We start from the raw sequence: 15,385 nt of genomic DNA, 5'->3' as shown, positions 1-15,385 counted from the left end.
CCGTTGGTACACTGACACTATGAGTTCAGAGTTACAACCCACAGCACTGCCAATCGAGTCAGCAGTCCACCATCATCACGACCCGGCCCACATCAAGGTGCTGGTCGATCGGCTGGCGCGGATCGAGGGGCACGTGCGGGGCATCAGCAACATGGTGCGCGAGGACCGGCCCTGTCCGGAGGTACTGGTGCAGATTTCGGCGGTGCGGGCTGCCCTTACCCAGGTGGCCAGGCTGATCTTAAAAGAACACCTGAGCGACTGCATCGTGCATGCGGTCAACAACGGCGGTGGTCTGGCTGAAATTCAGGCGCTCAACCAGGCAATCGACCGCTTTTTAGACTAGCGCTTGCCTTCGGGCAGAACCCGGATGGCGGTGCAAAATTCCTGGACGACGGCACTGGCGCGCAACTCGGCAAGGGCGGCCCGTAGCCGTGCCTCTGGAACATCGTGGGTGATAATCACGAGTTCTGCCGCCGCACCGCGCGGATTTTTCTGGACGATCGAGGCGAGACTGACGGCGTGCTGACCGAAGATCTGGCCAATGTGGCCAATGACACCGGGCTGGTCGAGGGCGCGAAGGCGAATATAAAAGCGCGTCTGCACTGCGGTGATGGGCAGATAGTGCAAAGGAGCCGCTTCGCTCGCAGGCGGGATCGCCCCGGTAGGCGCGTCGGCCAGGATATTGATGATGTCGGAGACGACCGCGCTCGCTGTCGGTCCACCCCCCGCGCCGGGGCCATAGAACATGATCGAGCCCACCGGTTCCGCCTGGATGAGCACGGCGTTGTAGGCTCCATCGACCCGGCTGAGGGGGTGATCGAGGGGAACCAGGGTCGGATGCACCCGCAGATCGAGGCGGCCATCGGCGGTGCGGGTGGCGATAGCCAGAAGCTTGATCGCAAAGCCCAACTGCTGGGCGTTCATCACGTCGGGCAGAGCAACCGCTGTGATCCCCTCGCGATAGACCGCTGCCAGATCCGGCAGGGGCGTGCGAAAGGCAAGAGCGGCAAGCAGGGTGAGCTTTTCCTGGGCGTCGTTGCCCTCGACATCGGCGCGCGGGTCCGCCTCGGCGTAACCCAGAGACTGGGCCTCGGCCAGCGCCTCCTCGTAGGCGATCTGGCGGGTGGCCATCTGGGTGAGGATGTAGTTGGTCGTGCCGTTGATGATCGCCGTCACCGCCTGGATGTGGTTGGCCCCGAGGCACTGCTCGATCGGCTGCAGCAGCGGAATGCCGCCCCCCACCGCCGCCTCGTAGCGCAATTGCCGGTTCTGGGTGCGGGCGAGGGCAAACAATTCCTCGCCGTGGCGGGCAAGCAGCGCCTTGTTGGCCGTAATCACGTGCTTACCGGCCTTGAGTGCTGCTTTTAGAAGCTGATAGGGCAACTCGACCCCGCCCATCACCTCGACCACGACATCGATGTCCGGGCGGCACGCAAGGGCCAGGGCGTCCTCGTAGAGCGGCGGCAGCGGACCATTGCGCGCTTTCGTCAGATCGCGCACGGCAGCGGCGACTACCTGTACCGCACCCAGACGCAAATCGAGACCGGCCACATCGTTCAAGATTGCAAGAACGCTGCTGCCGACCGTACCCAGACCAATAAGCGCCAGACGCAGGGTGCCTGCCATAATTTCGCCTGCCAACCGTAGCAGGCTATCACGATCCGACCAGTGCTGAGCGAAGGGACAACTACCAGAACAGACCAACCGCTGCAAAAAGCGTCAGTTTCTGCTTTTATCTCGGTCTCATTCCAGTTCGCTATCTAATTGATAACCAGAAGCCCATACGACTGAAAACTAGTCTCAAGTCCACTGTTAACGCACAAAGTGGTATTAGATACAAAATCCTTTTGCGATGGGCGCTATCGTCAGTCGCTAAAGCGAAAGTAAGTTTTATCCTGGAGGCCAACATCGACTGCAAGGTATTCTTGAAGTTCTATTTTCTTGATTTGCAAATGCAATTGCAAGCTCAATTTAATAGCTTCTCCGACACTGATTCTTGTTAGCACCTGTTATTGGAGTAAATTTCTCGAAGAGTTGCTGATCGCCTTTATTTGAATGTTCCGCTGCACGGCGGCTTTCGCCGTGCAAAAGATTGCGCATCGAGCCCCCTGCTGTGTGAGGAGTAATTGATGTCTAAAAATATACAGTTGATGAGCTGTCCCGGCTCTGTGCTGGCGGTGGCGGTCTTGCTGGCCGGTTCGCTGTCCCTTGTGGGCGCGGGGCGGGCGCTGGCGGAGCCGGTGGTTCCCGACGGCTATCGTCTTGCGCGCAGCAGTGAGGAGGCAACACCCCACCTCCGCGATCTGCTGCGCGAAGCCTCAGGCACCGGTGCCGCCGATCTGCAGAACATTCCGTCCGCCTGGCAGTGGACACAGCCGCTGGAGCCCAAACTGAGCCAGAAGCGCCCTGCTGACCTCCCGGAGCCGCCGGCGGCCACCGCCGCTGGGCCGGACGAAGATCAAAGTAATTTTCTCGACGAAGTATCCGTCACCGCCACCCGCCGTCCCACCCGCGCCCGCGACTCCACCCAATCGGTCAACATCGTCAAGCGCGAGGACTTTCAGGCCCAGGGAGCGGTCACCGTCTCCGACGCTCTGCTGCTGATTCCTGGCTTCAACAACTCCACCCCGGCTCTGGGTGGCCAGTCCAACTTGAGCGCCAACTTTTTAAGAGGCTTCCCGGACACCGAGTACGTCGTGCTCAGAGACGGTGTGCGCCTCGGCTCGCCCTTCAATGGCCGCTCGGACGTTTCGGCGATCGTTCTTGACGATCTGGAGCGCATCGAGGTGATCACGGGCGGTTCGACGCTGCGCTACGGTTCCGGTTCGGTGGGCGGTGTGATCAACTTGATCACCGAGACGCCCAAGGGCCGGCCCAGGCTCACCGTCAGCTATGAGTACGGCAGCTATTCGTTCAATCGGACAGTGGCCAAGTTCTCCGGCGGCGACGACATCTTTGCCTACAACTTGATCTTCACCGGCATCGCTGCTCAAAACAACTACCCCTTTGGCTTTACCCTGCCGCGCACGCCCCAGTTTTATGGCCCCAACGACGTGGCTAGAAACCCCGGCTGCAACTCCGACAACGCTGCAGATTTTGACGCTTTCGGCACCTGCCTCAACGGCGGCTTTCCAGATGGCACCTCGCTGTACGGTTACTTGAAGCCGGAGGTCGGCCCGCCTCTCAAAGTCCAGGGGATCAACAACGAATCCCACGTCGGCAACGACAATTACATGGCCAAGCTCATCTACAAGCCGACCACCAACAACAAGCTGAGCTTCCGCTTCAACCAGCACAACCTGCTCATCGACGATCGCAGTCCCGGCTACTTCGACTACAACGCCTGCGGGATCATCGCCGGACCAACCGCCACCAAAAACGGCACCTACAACTTCGATCGCTTTTTGCCCGTCGATATTTCTGGTCGCGAGCAGCGCTGTCCGCTGCAGACCTACCTGCCCGTCACCGCCTCCTCGACCCTGGCGCTGCCTTACTCCTACAGCAACAGCTACAATGGCCGGATCAGCTTCAAACCGGGCTTTAGCTACCCGTCGGCTGAGCAGGCCCAGGGCGAGGACGCCTTTTTTCGCCAGCGCTCATCGAGCGAATCAGAATTTACCTTCAGTTGGGACTGGGACATCAATTCTTCCCAGTCGCTCAACACGTACTTTCTGTACTACCGCCAGGCACTGCACTTTTATCGCGACCCGCTTTACTTCTATAACTCTGACCTGCTGGGAGGTATTGCTGCTAACGGTAGTACCGCCAGTGGAGCCGGTGAGCTATTGATCGGCGCAAATCTGCTGCGGCCCTACGTCGTCGGCCAGCGCTACGAAGTCCAGAGCAGCTACAACGTTCAGCTTTCCCCCGGCCAGATCCTCAGCGCCGGGGTCAACTACGTCCAGGACAAGCTCGACTACCAGGAGAACGTGCGCGGCGACAACAACGAACTGTTGAGCTACTTCAACAAAGGTTTTTCGACCAGCCGCCTCTCGGTCTTTGTGGTCGATGACATCATCTTCAGCAAGTTGTTGACCACCAACGTCGGCCTGCGCTACACCAACAGCGACCAGTTCGGTTCGATTCTCACCCCGGCAGCCGGTGTGCGGGTCAACCTTTCTGACAACCTGTCGCTGCGGGGCAACTACTCCCAGGTCTTCAACTCCGCCAGCCTGCTCAACCTCTACGTCACTACCGGCACCTACGGTCAGAACACGGGCTTGCCCAACCCCAGCCTCAAACCGGAAACCGGCATCACCTACGACATCGGCGTGGACTGGAGCCCGGCGCGCAACCTCGCCTTCAAGCTCACCTACTTCGACACCTACGTCGATAACAAGTTCAACAACCAGACCTTCTTTAACCCGAATTTTGCACCGGGTAACGGCGAACCGGTCACCATCTCCCAGACGATCAACCTCGGCAGCTACAGAGGCAGCGGCATCGAATTTTCTGGCGACTGGCAGTTCGCCGATCAGTGGCGTCTGCGGGTGGTCTGGACGAACGTCGATGCGCGCCCCTACGGCAACTACAGCGACGACATCGACAGCGTTACCTACCCCAACTACAAGGAGTTCCAGGACTACAACCTGCCCTTCAACAGCGTGATTGCCGCCCTCACCTATACCAACAAGGGCCTGAGCGCTACCTTGCTCGGTCGCTATGACGACGGCAAATATCGCTTTCGGGGCGACAACTCCTCGCGGGTGCCCTCCTGGCTCACCCTCGATCTCAACCTCGAGATTCCGATTACCACCGCCTTTACTATGACAGCGAGCGTCTTCAACATCACCGACACCCAGTACGAGTACCTCGACGCCAACCCGGCACCAGGCACCACCTTCCGCCTCGGAGGCCGCTTTACGCTCGGTGGCTAACTCTTTTGCAAGCACTTCCATTGCAAGAACCCGACCCACCACTGATGCTCTTACTCTGTATGTGATGGCGCATTCAGGAGTTGAAGATGTTCTCGATATCCCGTGCGCCGTGCAGAATGCGCAGGATCGTTACCGAGCTTGGATCAACGGAGAAAAAATAAGGTAACGACCATGAGCGCACGAGCGGATATTGGCTCCCAAATCCGGTCGTGCCCTGTATGCGAGCGGGGCCAGACCGATAGCACGGGTGTGTTCCAGCAATTTATCTTCAAAGCGTTCTGCAGCGGCTGGATCGTCTAGGGCGATGAAACTGGTGATCTCTTCGAGGTCAAGCTCGGCGCGCTTTGAGAGAACAACCTGCATCAGACCTGGCGTTGATCGCGCTGAGCAGAGCGCCTGGCACGCAGCTCAGCAATAACAGCCTCGACCGAACGACCAGGACCACTATCTATACCTTCCTGGACTGCTGCCCTCAGTTCGGCGCGGCGGAGTTCTTCCAGCTTTTCCTGTTCTTCAAGCAGCCGTAGTCCAGCACGGACAACTTCGCTGGCATTGTTGTAACGTCCTGAAGCGAGCTGAGCTTTGATAAAAGCCTCGAAGTGTTCCCCAAGGGCCACGCTGGTGGGCATAGAACAGGTTCCACTAACTAATAATATCTGTTAGTAGCAGAAAGAGAAATTCTCGTCAAGCCGCAACCGAGGATGAGGCTAGAAACTCGTGCTCAGGCCCACTCGGAAGTTAAAGCCGGGGGCGGCGTTGCCGTAGGAGCGCTCGTAGTAGGTGCCGAGCAAGTTGTCGATAAAGGCGTTGAGCACGATCGTCCGGGCGATCGGCACCCTGAGGGAGAGATCGAGGGTCGTGTAGCCGGGCAAGAGCGAACCGGGGGGCAGGCGGGCCGGGTGGGTGGTGTCGAAGGGACCGACGTGGTTGACATCGACGGACCTGCCGCCGGAGAGGTTAACAAACAGACTGGCAGCAAAACCTGTGGGCGATTCGTAGTTGAGGCCAAAGCGGGTAGTAAGAAACGGCACTAGCGGGTACTGCGTCTGCACCAGGGCGTTGCGCTCGGCCACGTCCACCCGGAAGGTGCCCTCGTCGGAGTTGTTGATGATGCCCAACTGCTGCAACTGGGCGTCGATGGTGGCCGGGTTGGGAGCCTGAATGATGCGCGAGTCGGTGACGGTGCCGGTGGCAAAGACGTTCAGGACCGGTGAAATTTGCCAGTTGTAGGCCAGCTCCCAACCGGAGACATCGATGCGCGGATAGTTGACTCGAAAGCGCTCGGCGTTGCTTGCCGGATCGTCGTTGCAGTCAGGAGCATTGCCGTTGAGGTTGCAGGCGTTGCGCACCAGCAGATAGTCGGTGAGGTTATCGACCTCCTGGCGAAAGTAGGTAAGGCGCAAAAGGCTCGTATTGCCGGTCTGCCAGTCGAGGCCCACGTCGTAGGAGTTGCCGGTTTCCGGTTCTAAGAAGGGATTGCCGATGTGGGTGGTCCGACCGAACAGGTCGTTGAAGTTGGGGATGCGGTAGATGCGGGCGTAGTTGGCCCTGAGCGCGAGGGTAGGCGTGATCTGCCAGCGGATACCGGCGCTCGGGTCGAAGGAACTGGTGAGGGCGCGGTTCAGGCCCTTCGCCTGGAGGTTGTCCGGGATCGTCTCGCGCGCCCCGACAGTCATGATCAAGTTGCTGGCTACTTTCCAGGTGTAGAGGGCAAACAGGGCAGGGCGGCTCGCACCGGTGTCAAAGTTAAACAGTCCACCGGCGGCGTTCTCGCCGGAGCGGCCAAATTCGCGGATGTAGTCGAAGCCGTAGGTGAGGTTGTTGCTCGGGTTGAACTGCCAGTCGTGGCGAATCGAAAAGTTGAAGATCGAAACGTCGGTGTACTCGCCCAGGTCCGTCGGGTCGAACGTTTCGCGCTCGACCACCAGATTGCGGTCGATGGCCGCTGTCACCTGCAGGTGGGAGTCGTTGCCCTGGCCAAGGTCCGCGTCGTAGGTGAGGGCGAGGCCGTGGGACTGGGTATTGAGGCGGGTCAGCTCGAACTGCGGTTCGCCCTCGTCGTTCACCAGTGGGCGGGAAGGATCGATGATCGAGAAGGGAGCTAAACCCCGGTCGCCGCCGCGCAGGTAACCGTCGAAGCGCAACCGGTTGCGATCGTCGAAGTCGTAGCTCAAGTTGAGATCGTAAAACTTTTGATGGACGTCGCCGTTGGGCCGAAAGCCCGTAAAAAGGCCCGTCGGGCGCTGCACCTGATAGTAATAGTCGTTGCTCGCGTCGAACTGGCGGTAACCAAGATGAAAGCCAAACTTATCGAGCTTGCCGCCGTAGTTGAGGATGTAGTTGCTGAAGCCGTAGGAGCCGAACTCGACTTTGATGTCACCTTCGAGCGGCCCGGTGGGCTTGCGGGTGATGACGTTGATGATGCCCCCGGCGGCGTTGGAGCCGTAGAGCGTCGTGCCGCTGCCAGTTAAAACCTCGATGCGCTCGACGTTGTAGACCGGCAGATCCGCCAGGTCGAAGTGTTCCTGGTTGATGCTGGTGATCAGTCGCCCATCCACCAGCACGCCCACGCCCAGATTCGGCAGACCGCGCACAAAAAAGTTGTTGTGAACGTCCGCCCCCGCTCCAAAGACGTTCGCCTGCACCCCCGGCACCCCCCGGATCGCCTCGCCCACGTTGACGGCATCCTTGCGTTCGATTTCCTTGCGGTCTACGACGTAGACCGTGCTGGTCGTCTCTTTGATCGCGGTTGGTCGGCGGTTGGCGGTGACGACCACCTCGTCGAGGCTGATGCCACCGGCGGGACTCGTCGGATTGCCTGGTTCCAGGGCCTGGGCGACCGTCTGGATGTCCGCCTCCTGCTTTGCCAGCGCCCGGCGCGTCAGGACGAGGCCCGGTTCTGCCAGGACTGCCTCACCCTCGATCGCAAGCAGCAAAAAAACCACTGCAACCCACCGCATCTGTCTGCTCAAGTCCGCCCCTCAACTGCTCCTGCAGCATCGAACTGTAGAGGAGTGGGCCCGGCCTGTCAAAAGACAACCTGTCAAAGACCGGTGCTAAAAGGGCAGTTTGATCTTGGGTTCCTGGTAGTTCTTCTCCCGCAGGCGGCGCTTGATGATTGCAAAGTATTCGCGCAAGAACGGATCGACCCTGGTGAGGGCAGTGGCCGGAATGTCAAAAATCGCTCCGGCGGCTTCCATGTCAGCGGCATAAGGTTTGCCCGTGGCAAAGGCTTCGCTAAATTGCAGCAGGTCGATCAAATTGGGGTTGAGCATTCTGGCGAGAAACGCGTTGAGGCGCTTCTGGCCGTCGGAGAGAAGGCTGACCTTCGGCACCTGCTTGTGGTTGGCCAGATCGTCGCAGAGCTTGATGATGGCGTCGGTCTGCCACAGTTCGGGGCCACTCACTTCGACAGTGGCGTTTTTTGCTCCCCCCGCCGTGCAGGCAGCGACGGCGAAGGCGGCGGCGTCGAGGGTGCTCAGATAAGCGATGGGCGAGGGCGTCCTCGGCACGCGCACGGGCTTTTTTTCGAGAATCGGCAGGGCGTACTCCGGGATCAGTCCCTGCATGAAGGGAGCCAGGCGCAGGATGGTATAGGGCAGGCCCGAGCGCTCCAGGTGGGCTTCGACCGCCCGCTTGATCGCCATCATCTTGATGCCGGCAAATTCGTCCGCCCGCAACAGCGACGTGTACACCACCCGCTCGATGGGTAGCCCCTGCATCGCATCGATAAACGCACGCATCCCCCGATCATCGACGTTCTCGATGTTGTTGGTCTTGTCGCGGGCGTCGCGGTTGGCGAGCGCACTCGCTGCTAAGATCACCGCCTCCACCTCAGCGAGCAACGGCCCAAAGCTCTCCGGCTCCCGCAGGTCGCCGCCAAAAAGTTGCGCGCCCCACTGCTCAAGAAATTGCGCCTTTTCGCGGTTGCGCACCAGGCAGCGGACAGTATGGCCCTCGTCGATCGCCCGCCGCACGATCTGTCGGCCTAGGTTGCCCGTCGCACCCACCACCAGGATCTTCATCGTCAATTCTCACACTGCCTTAATAGAATGTTACAGTGTGACGCCCAAAGGGGATCAGTCCTCTTTTAGCGGCGGCTGTACCTGGCGCTTGAGGGCGGCCAGTTCGTCGTCGATCACTTCAAATTCAGCATCTTTGATGTCAGTGCTGCCCTTGAGCTTTTGCTTGAGAGCGGCCAGTTCGTCGTCGATTTCTAGCTCAGCAAAGCGCTCTTCGCTCAGCAATTCGTCGCGCTGTTTCCAGAGGACTCTGGCCCGCTCGGTGAGTTCGGCGAGCCGCTGCTCGGCGGCAGCCACCATGTCGGGCCGGTTTTGCTTGTGGGCCAGATCGGCGTAGCCCTGCCACTTTTGCATCTCTTTTGAAAGATCCGTCAGCTGTTGCTTGATGCGGATCGCGAGCGCCCTGCGGGCGACTTGCTCTTCCGGTGAACTCATGGCCATTGTTTTAAGAGCACTACGGGGTTTTTGCCAGTCGGGCGCGGGCCGTCTTCACCATATCGATCAGGGTGTGGTGAGCATCTTCGGCGTCCTTGAGGGGCGGGTCAAAGGGAATGCGCACAGGCAGGTGGGCGTCCCTCAAGGTGACGAGCAGATCCATCCCCAGCGGGTCGATCGCGAGCATCCGGGCCGCCTCGATCGGCCTGCTGTCCTCTAAAGCAAAGGCGCGGGCGTAAAGGGCGACCGCATCGGCGTGGTCGGCGTTCATGTGCTGGCAGATGCGCTCGCTCACTTCAGGCGTAAAAACTTCGGCCATCGCGGTTCTCCCGGCGGACGCTCTTTATCGTACCCTCCAACCGGACCGCTCGTCCGGTCAGGCTGGTAGAATCGGCGGGCAGTCTCCCTGGAGGTGTCCAATGGTTTCTGGTACCGGCAACGCTTCCTCGCCCGGTGCGCAACTGATTGCCCAGTTGGCGGAGCGCCTCGGTATTCCCCACGATCTGGCGGCAGCCGCCGCCGGCGTCGCCCTGCAGTTTTTAAGCCGCCAGCTGGAGGCGGGCACCTTCAACGAAATTCTCGATCACATCCCCCTTGCCCGCACCTGGCTTGGGCAGGCCGTCCAGGGCGAACAGCAGGCCCAGGCCACCAATCCGCTGGCGGGGCTTTTAGGCCAGGTGGCAGGCAGCCTCGGAGGCAACCTCGGCTCGACGGCCCAATTGCTGGCCCAACTCAATCAGGTGGGCCTCTCCCCCGAGACGATTGGCCAGTTCTTGCCGACTTTTGCAGGTCTGTTGCAGCAGCATCTGCCTCCGCACCTGGCCGAACCTGCCGCCCAGAAGCTGCAGACGAGTTAGGATCTCTGCTCCTCGCCTGTAGGGGAGGGGGAAAAAGAAGGGAGTTAGAACGCCCGTTGCCCGAGATATTCCGCGCTGTCCCCCAGCTTTTCTTCGATGCGCAAGAGCTGGTTGTACTTGGCGACCCGCTCGGAGCGAGCGAGCGAGCCGGTCTTGATCTGACCGCAGCGCGTCGCCACTGCCAGATCGGCGATCGTGACATCTTCAGTCTCGCCGGATCGGTGCGACATCATCGAGCGGTAGCGGTGACGACCTGCCAGGGCAATCGTTTCGAGGGTCTCGGTTAGCGTACCGATCTGGTTGACCTTGATCAAAATCGCGTTGGCAACTCCCAGGTCGATGCCCTTTTGCAACCGGCTGCGGTTGGTGACGAATAGATCGTCTCCCACCAGTTGCACCCGGCCCCCGAGCCTTTCGGTCAGCTGCTGCCAGCCTTCCCAGTCGTCCTCAGCGAGGCCGTCCTCGATCGAGACAATGGGATAGCTGTCCACCCACTTTGCCAGGGCCGCGATAAATTCAGCGGCGGAGAGCGCCTGCTGCTCGAAGTGGTACTGGCCGTCCTTATAAAGCTCCGTGGCCGCCACGTCCAGGGCAATCGCAATATCTGCCCCCGGACGATAGCCCGCCTTCTCGATCGCCTGGACGAGCAGGTCGAGCGCTTCTTGATTGGATTTGAGGTCCGGGGCAAAACCGCCCTCGTCGCCGATGCCGGTCCCTAACTTTTGATCGTGCAGCACACCGCGCAGCGTCGCAAAGACCTCTGCCCCATAGCGCAGCGCCTCGCGAAAACTGGGAGCGCCCACCGGCACGATCATAAATTCTTGAATATCGACGTTGTTGTCGGCGTGCGCCCCACCGTTGACGACGTTGAAGCAGGGCACCGGCAGCACCGTAGCGAGAGGCCCGCCCAGATAGCGAAATAGCGGCAGCCCGAGGGCCGCACTCGCCGCGTGGGCAGTAGCGAGCGACACCCCCAGAAGGGCGTTTGCCCCGAGGCGCGACTTGTTGGGCGTGCCGTCAATCGCGATCAGCCGCCGGTCAAGCCCGACTTGATCGAGGGCGTCCAGGCCGACGATCTCCGGTGCCAGCACGGTGAGAATGTTGCTCACTGCCTGCAGGGTGCCCTTGCCGCCGTAGCGGGCCTTGTCGCCGTCGCGCAACTCGTGCGCCTCGAAGCTGCCGGTCGAGGCTCCGCTCGGCACCGCCGCCCAGCCTGTGGCTCCGCCTCTCAGGACGACCTCTGCTTCTAAAGTCGGACGCCCGCGCGAATCGAGAATTTCTCGAGCGCGCACCTGCTCGATCACTGTGCTCACTGCCTCTCTCCCAAATTCCGGCTACATCATAGTGCCTGACAGCTGGGGAGCAGAGGGCCGTAAGCATTGCTACAGAAGAACGCCTGGCCGCAGTAAACGCCTTTTGGTAAAAGTCTCATACGTCATATCAATACATTCGATACCTGAGCAGTTCTGAATTTGATGTGGGTTTGTAGGTGGCTGGGAGTTTAAGGGAGCCTTTCCCCCACCCCTCCACACCCCCCCTGCCCCCCACTCTCCTCCTCCTGCCCCCCGAATGGGGGGCTGCCCCGCCGGGCAGAGGAGAAGAGATACGGTATTGAGAGTCAAGCAGCCTCCTCCTTTCTTCTCTTCCTCCGCCCTACTGCAAGCAAACCAACCTGCCGTGCTCTGCATCGAAAGGCGTGTCTGTTTTCACAACCGCCCAGGCAATGTGTAAGAGTTTGCGAGCCGCAGCGCAAAGCGCTACCTTTGCCGGTTTACCGGCTGCTCGTAGCCGCTGGTAAAAGCTTTTAATCTGCTGATTGCAGCGGATCGCACTCAAGCTCGCCATATACAGCGCCGTGCGTAAGCGGGCATTGCCTGCATGGCCGATGCGCTCTGGTCTATGAAGGCTGGTGCCGCTACGGTGGGAGCGGGGAGCGAGACCCGCGTAGGCCACCGCCGCTTCCACCGTTGCACAGCAGCCGAAGTTGAGGGTACTCACCAACACCCACCCAGCGGTGACAGACCCAATGCCTTTGATAGTGCGCAGCTTGGTTGCAGCTTGATGCCAAAGCGAGTCTTGGGCGAGCAGCGCTTCTAGCTGAGCTTCCATCTGCGCAATCTGCTCATCGAAGGTGTGGCTCAACTGCTCCAGACTCGCTTGTACCGCCGCCACCACCAACGGAAATTGCCGCAGAGCGTGCAACTGGTTGTGCAGTTGTTGGCGTTGCTGCAGCAAGGCATCGCGATGCTGCAGGCGCTGTTGGAGTTGGTAATAAATCTCAGGCGGCGGCTGCCAAAGACCAGGTTGCAGGGCGGCAGCGAGTTGGGCAAGCGTCTGGGCATCAAGCGCATCGCTTTTGGAACGCTTGAGCAGTGCCCTGGCAAAGTAATGAGACTGAGCGGGGTTGACCACACTGACGGCAAAACCTTTGAGCGCCAGAAATGTGGCCAGTCGCATCCAGTAGGAGCCTGTGGCTTCGATGACCACTAACACCTCAGCGGCGGTGGGACAGACGGCGAGTAAGCGTTCGGCCAATTGGCAGTGTCCTTCGGGGGTTTGGGGCAGTGTGATGGCAGCGGTAGGCTTTGCGTGGGTGAGCAGCCAGGCGGCAGTGACAGTGAGTGCCGCCACATCAATACCGACAAATAGCTGATAGTCGTTTTGTGAACCGTCTCGCTGCATGAGTGTCTCCAGTTGAAGCTTCAGAGGAGGTAGGCAAGTTCCGCAGGACGGCAAAAGTCTAGCCTCGTGATACGTGGTCAGTGCCACTCGATACGGTTCAGCTTTGCCGGTCCTTGATAGCGGGGGACAATCTCTTCCACGCGGTCAAAGCCGCAAGGGGGGGCACAGTCCTCACCGCTACCTTGGAACCAATAGCAATATACGAGGGGGGGTTCACTGTAACTGGGCTGCAGGGGGGATAAGCGGGGACAATCGGGGAGTCTGGCAGGAGCAGCGGCAGGCGGGATGGGTGGAGTCAGGCAGACAGATTCAATTGCCCTGCAGGCGGCAGTGACGCCATCTTCTGAGCGCAGTTGGGCAGCAACCGATTGGGCGCGCTGGGCAAACCGCTGGTCTGTGCTCAGGGACTGCAGGGCCGCCTCCGCTTTTTGGGCGGTGTAGGCGCTGCGCGGAATCATCCTTGCTACCCCCAGTTTTGTAACGCGCTCGGCGTTGTCCGGCTGGTCGTGGCTGAAGGGCACTACGAGCATCGGTCGCCCGGAGCGCAGTGCCTGGGCGGTGGTGCCGATGCCCCCTTGATGAACGTTGAGCAGGGCGCGGGGCATCAGAGCCGAGTAGGGCGCGTAGGCACCGACGTAGATCCGCTCGGTTGTAGTCTTCGAGAGCGCAGACATTCCCTCTTCTCCTACCAGGAGCACCGCCCGCAGCCCCGTTCGCCGCACAGCGATCAGGCTCTGCTCATAAAACGTGCCCGGATCGAACACGGCGGCAGAGCCGAGGGTGAAGACCACCGGCGGCTCACCGCGAGCGAGAAAAGCCTCCAAAGCTGGGTCCAGCCCGGCTTGTTCGGCTGTCTGTTTGTCATAGAAAGGGAAGCCTGTAATTGTCGTCCGGGGCGGCCAGTCGGGTTGTGGAACCGCCAGCAGGCGAGAAAACCAGGCCAGCGAGCCGTAGGGCGAATACGGTTCGACCATCGGGTGGCGGGGCGAAGGCGGCAGGCCCAGCCGCGAGCGCAGAGCCTCGATCGGGACAATCCAGGAACGCGAGGCCAGCTTGCCCAGAGCCAAAATCGCCCGGTAAGGCCAGCGACCAAAGCCGCGTGCGGCGGTGAGCACTGGCGCGGCAGGAAGAGCAGGTGGATCGTAACTTGAGAAGATGCCCGCAGGCTGCAGGTAGACAGAGAGCCAGGGCAGGCCCAGTTTCTCAGCCACGAGGGGAACGGCGTAGGCGAGGGTGTGGGAGACGATCAGATCCGCGCCCTGAGAGACGGTGAGCAATTGCTCGTAATTTTGCTCCAGGTGGGGCAGGAAGATCGAGCGCACGACGTACTCAGTGCCGCCCCGCAGATCCATCGATCGCCGCCGTACCTCCGGATCCTGCCCCAGCACTTCTTATGTCCGGCGGCAGGGGATGAAAGGCCACGCCCTCGCCCTCGACTTTTAAGCGGTAGTTGGCGGAAGTGGCAAGGAGCACGTCGTGCCCGCGCTCGCGCAGGCCGATTGCCACCGCCAGATACGAGTGCAGGTCGCCGAGCGATCCGTAAGTAACGAGTACGATGCGGTATTTCAAGGCGGCTCCGAATCCAGTTGACGCACTACCCGGCAGGGGTTGCCCACGGCCACGACATTCGCTGGGATATTTTTGACGACGACGCTACCGGCTCCGATCACGGCGTTGCTGCCGATCGTCACCCCCGGACAGACAATTGCCCCGCCGCCCAGCCAGACGTTATCGCCGATCTCGACCGGCAGGGCACACTCGTACCCTTCCCAGCGCAGGCGCGGATCGGTGGGATGGGTGGCGGTATAGATATGTACGTTCGGTCCGCAGAGGACGTTCTCGCCCAAGCGGACCGGACAGCAATCGAGGATCACGCAGCCGGTATTGAGGTACAACCGGTCCCCAGCCTCGATCTGGCTGCCGTAATCGCAAAAAAAGGGCGGCTCGATCTCGGCGGTAGGGCCAACTTTGCCGAACAGTTCGCCGAGCAGAGCCTGACGACGAGCGGTCTCATCGGCTCCGGTGGCGTTGTAGAGCCCAAACAGGGCTCTGGCGCGCTCGCGCAGCGCCACCAGTTGCCGGTCGCTCGCCCGGTACAGCTCGCCTGCGAGCATCTTTTCGCGCTCAGTTGCTCCCATTGGCACGACTGGGCGTCTGGGCATCGATATATTCGCGCCAGCGGCGGATCTGGCCCCGGACAAAATCGACGGCGATGGCGTCGTCGGCGACGGTGCGCTTACCTGTGGCCGTCTCGGTGTCCTCCCAGGACCACTCGACTACGGCATGGTCGCCGTCGGCGACGATCTGGCGGACGCTGATCTTGACGTTGGTGTGACCGGCAGCAAATTCGGCGAGGGCAGCAGCGATCGCTTTTTGCCCGACCCAGCGGTTGCCCGGCACGATGCATTCGCCGTCGGCTGTAAATAGCGATGCAAAGGCAGCCGCATCACCCGTCATCCAGGCCGTTGCTGCCCTCTCGACGATGGCCTGAACCGCTTTTGCTTCCATCGCG

At 60.7% G+C, this 15,385-nt stretch carries 16 protein-coding genes; 3 read left to right on the top strand and 13 right to left on the bottom strand.

Going from position 1 to position 15,385, the window contains the following annotated elements:
- Window positions 1-19 precede the first annotated feature (19 nt).
- The gene (locus tag GKIL_RS13815; protein ID WP_023174283.1) at window positions 20-343 is read left to right on the top strand and encodes a metal-sensing transcriptional repressor; all 324 of its coding nucleotides are present in this window, start codon (window positions 20-22) and stop codon (window positions 341-343) included.
- On the opposite strand, the gene GKIL_RS13810 is transcribed toward GKIL_RS13815, so the two are convergent.
- Window positions 340-1,626, bottom strand: a complete 1,287-nt coding sequence (locus tag GKIL_RS13810) for a homoserine dehydrogenase (RefSeq protein WP_023174282.1) — start codon at window positions 1,624-1,626, stop codon at window positions 340-342. The genes GKIL_RS13815 and GKIL_RS13810 overlap by 4 nt on opposite strands.
- A gap of 503 nt (window positions 1,627-2,129) precedes the next feature.
- On the opposite strand from GKIL_RS13810, the gene GKIL_RS13805 reads away from it, so the two are divergent.
- Window positions 2,130-4,877: a TonB-dependent receptor gene (locus GKIL_RS13805; protein ID WP_023174281.1), complete on the top strand. Its 2,748-nt coding sequence runs from the start codon at window positions 2,130-2,132 to the stop codon at window positions 4,875-4,877.
- 129 nt (window positions 4,878-5,006) lie between these two features.
- On the opposite strand, the gene GKIL_RS13800 is transcribed toward GKIL_RS13805, so the two are convergent.
- From GKIL_RS13800 to GKIL_RS13775, 6 genes are all read right to left on the bottom strand, one after another.
- Entirely contained in the window at window positions 5,007-5,240 is a 234-nt protein-coding gene (locus GKIL_RS13800) for a type II toxin-antitoxin system RelE/ParE family toxin (RefSeq protein WP_023174280.1), read from the bottom strand.
- Window positions 5,240-5,506 (bottom strand): type II toxin-antitoxin system ParD family antitoxin, encoded by a 267-nt coding sequence (locus tag GKIL_RS13795; protein WP_023174279.1) that lies wholly within the window; start codon window positions 5,504-5,506, stop codon window positions 5,240-5,242. The genes GKIL_RS13800 and GKIL_RS13795 overlap by 1 nt, the downstream gene beginning before the upstream one ends.
- Window positions 5,507-5,584: 78 nt before the next feature.
- Window positions 5,585-7,837 (bottom strand): TonB-dependent receptor, encoded by a 2,253-nt coding sequence (locus tag GKIL_RS13790; protein WP_023174278.1) that lies wholly within the window; start codon window positions 7,835-7,837, stop codon window positions 5,585-5,587.
- A 96-nt stretch (window positions 7,838-7,933) separates the two neighbouring features.
- Window positions 7,934-8,902 carry an NAD(P)H-binding protein gene (locus tag GKIL_RS13785; RefSeq protein ID WP_023174277.1) on the bottom strand — a complete coding sequence of 323 codons (969 nt, stop codon included), beginning with the start codon at window positions 8,900-8,902 and terminating at the stop codon, window positions 7,934-7,936.
- Window positions 8,903-8,956: 54 nt separating this feature from the next.
- Window positions 8,957-9,334, bottom strand: coding sequence for a hypothetical protein (locus GKIL_RS13780; protein WP_041243950.1), 378 nt, complete (start codon window positions 9,332-9,334; stop codon window positions 8,957-8,959).
- A 19-nt stretch (window positions 9,335-9,353) separates the two neighbouring features.
- On the bottom strand, window positions 9,354-9,653 hold the full coding sequence (locus GKIL_RS13775) for a DUF2470 domain-containing protein (protein WP_023174275.1): 300 nt from the start codon (window positions 9,651-9,653) through the stop codon (window positions 9,354-9,356).
- A gap of 100 nt (window positions 9,654-9,753) precedes the next feature.
- Between GKIL_RS13775 and GKIL_RS13770 the strand changes: the two genes are divergently transcribed.
- Entirely contained in the window at window positions 9,754-10,191 is a 438-nt protein-coding gene (locus tag GKIL_RS13770) for a DUF2780 domain-containing protein (RefSeq protein ID WP_023174274.1), read from the top strand.
- Window positions 10,192-10,235: 44 nt separating this feature from the next.
- Here the strand turns inward: GKIL_RS13770 and eno are convergent, their stop codons facing one another.
- From eno to GKIL_RS13745, 6 genes are all read right to left on the bottom strand, one after another.
- Window positions 10,236-11,504: a phosphopyruvate hydratase gene (gene eno, locus GKIL_RS13765; RefSeq protein ID WP_023174273.1), complete on the bottom strand. Its 1,269-nt coding sequence runs from the start codon at window positions 11,502-11,504 to the stop codon at window positions 10,236-10,238.
- 340 nt (window positions 11,505-11,844) lie between these two features.
- Window positions 11,845-12,873 (bottom strand): IS110 family RNA-guided transposase, encoded by a 1,029-nt coding sequence (locus GKIL_RS13760; protein ID WP_023171280.1) that lies wholly within the window; start codon window positions 12,871-12,873, stop codon window positions 11,845-11,847.
- 77 nt (window positions 12,874-12,950) lie between these two features.
- Window positions 12,951-14,225, bottom strand: coding sequence for a glycosyltransferase (locus GKIL_RS13755; RefSeq protein ID WP_051382824.1), 1,275 nt, complete (start codon window positions 14,223-14,225; stop codon window positions 12,951-12,953).
- Entirely contained in the window at window positions 14,203-14,442 is a 240-nt protein-coding gene (locus tag GKIL_RS25310) for a glycosyltransferase (protein ID WP_051382823.1), read from the bottom strand. Before GKIL_RS25310 ends, GKIL_RS13755 begins: the two co-directional genes overlap by 23 nt.
- The gene (locus tag GKIL_RS13750) at window positions 14,439-15,011 is read right to left on the bottom strand and encodes a sugar O-acetyltransferase (protein ID WP_023174272.1); all 573 of its coding nucleotides are present in this window, start codon (window positions 15,009-15,011) and stop codon (window positions 14,439-14,441) included. The genes GKIL_RS25310 and GKIL_RS13750 overlap by 4 nt, the downstream gene beginning before the upstream one ends.
- Window positions 14,998-15,381 (bottom strand): SgcJ/EcaC family oxidoreductase, encoded by a 384-nt coding sequence (locus GKIL_RS13745; protein WP_023174271.1) that lies wholly within the window; start codon window positions 15,379-15,381, stop codon window positions 14,998-15,000. Before GKIL_RS13745 ends, GKIL_RS13750 begins: the two co-directional genes overlap by 14 nt.
- Window positions 15,382-15,385: the final 4 nt, after the last annotated feature.

Source organism: Gloeobacter kilaueensis JS1 (genome assembly GCF_000484535.1).
GTDB classification, from domain to species: Bacteria; Cyanobacteriota; Cyanobacteriia; order Gloeobacterales; family Gloeobacteraceae; genus Gloeobacter; species Gloeobacter kilaueensis.
The sequence above is the reverse complement of the archived record's forward strand: the minus strand, read 5'-3'. Positions and strand labels throughout refer to the sequence as shown.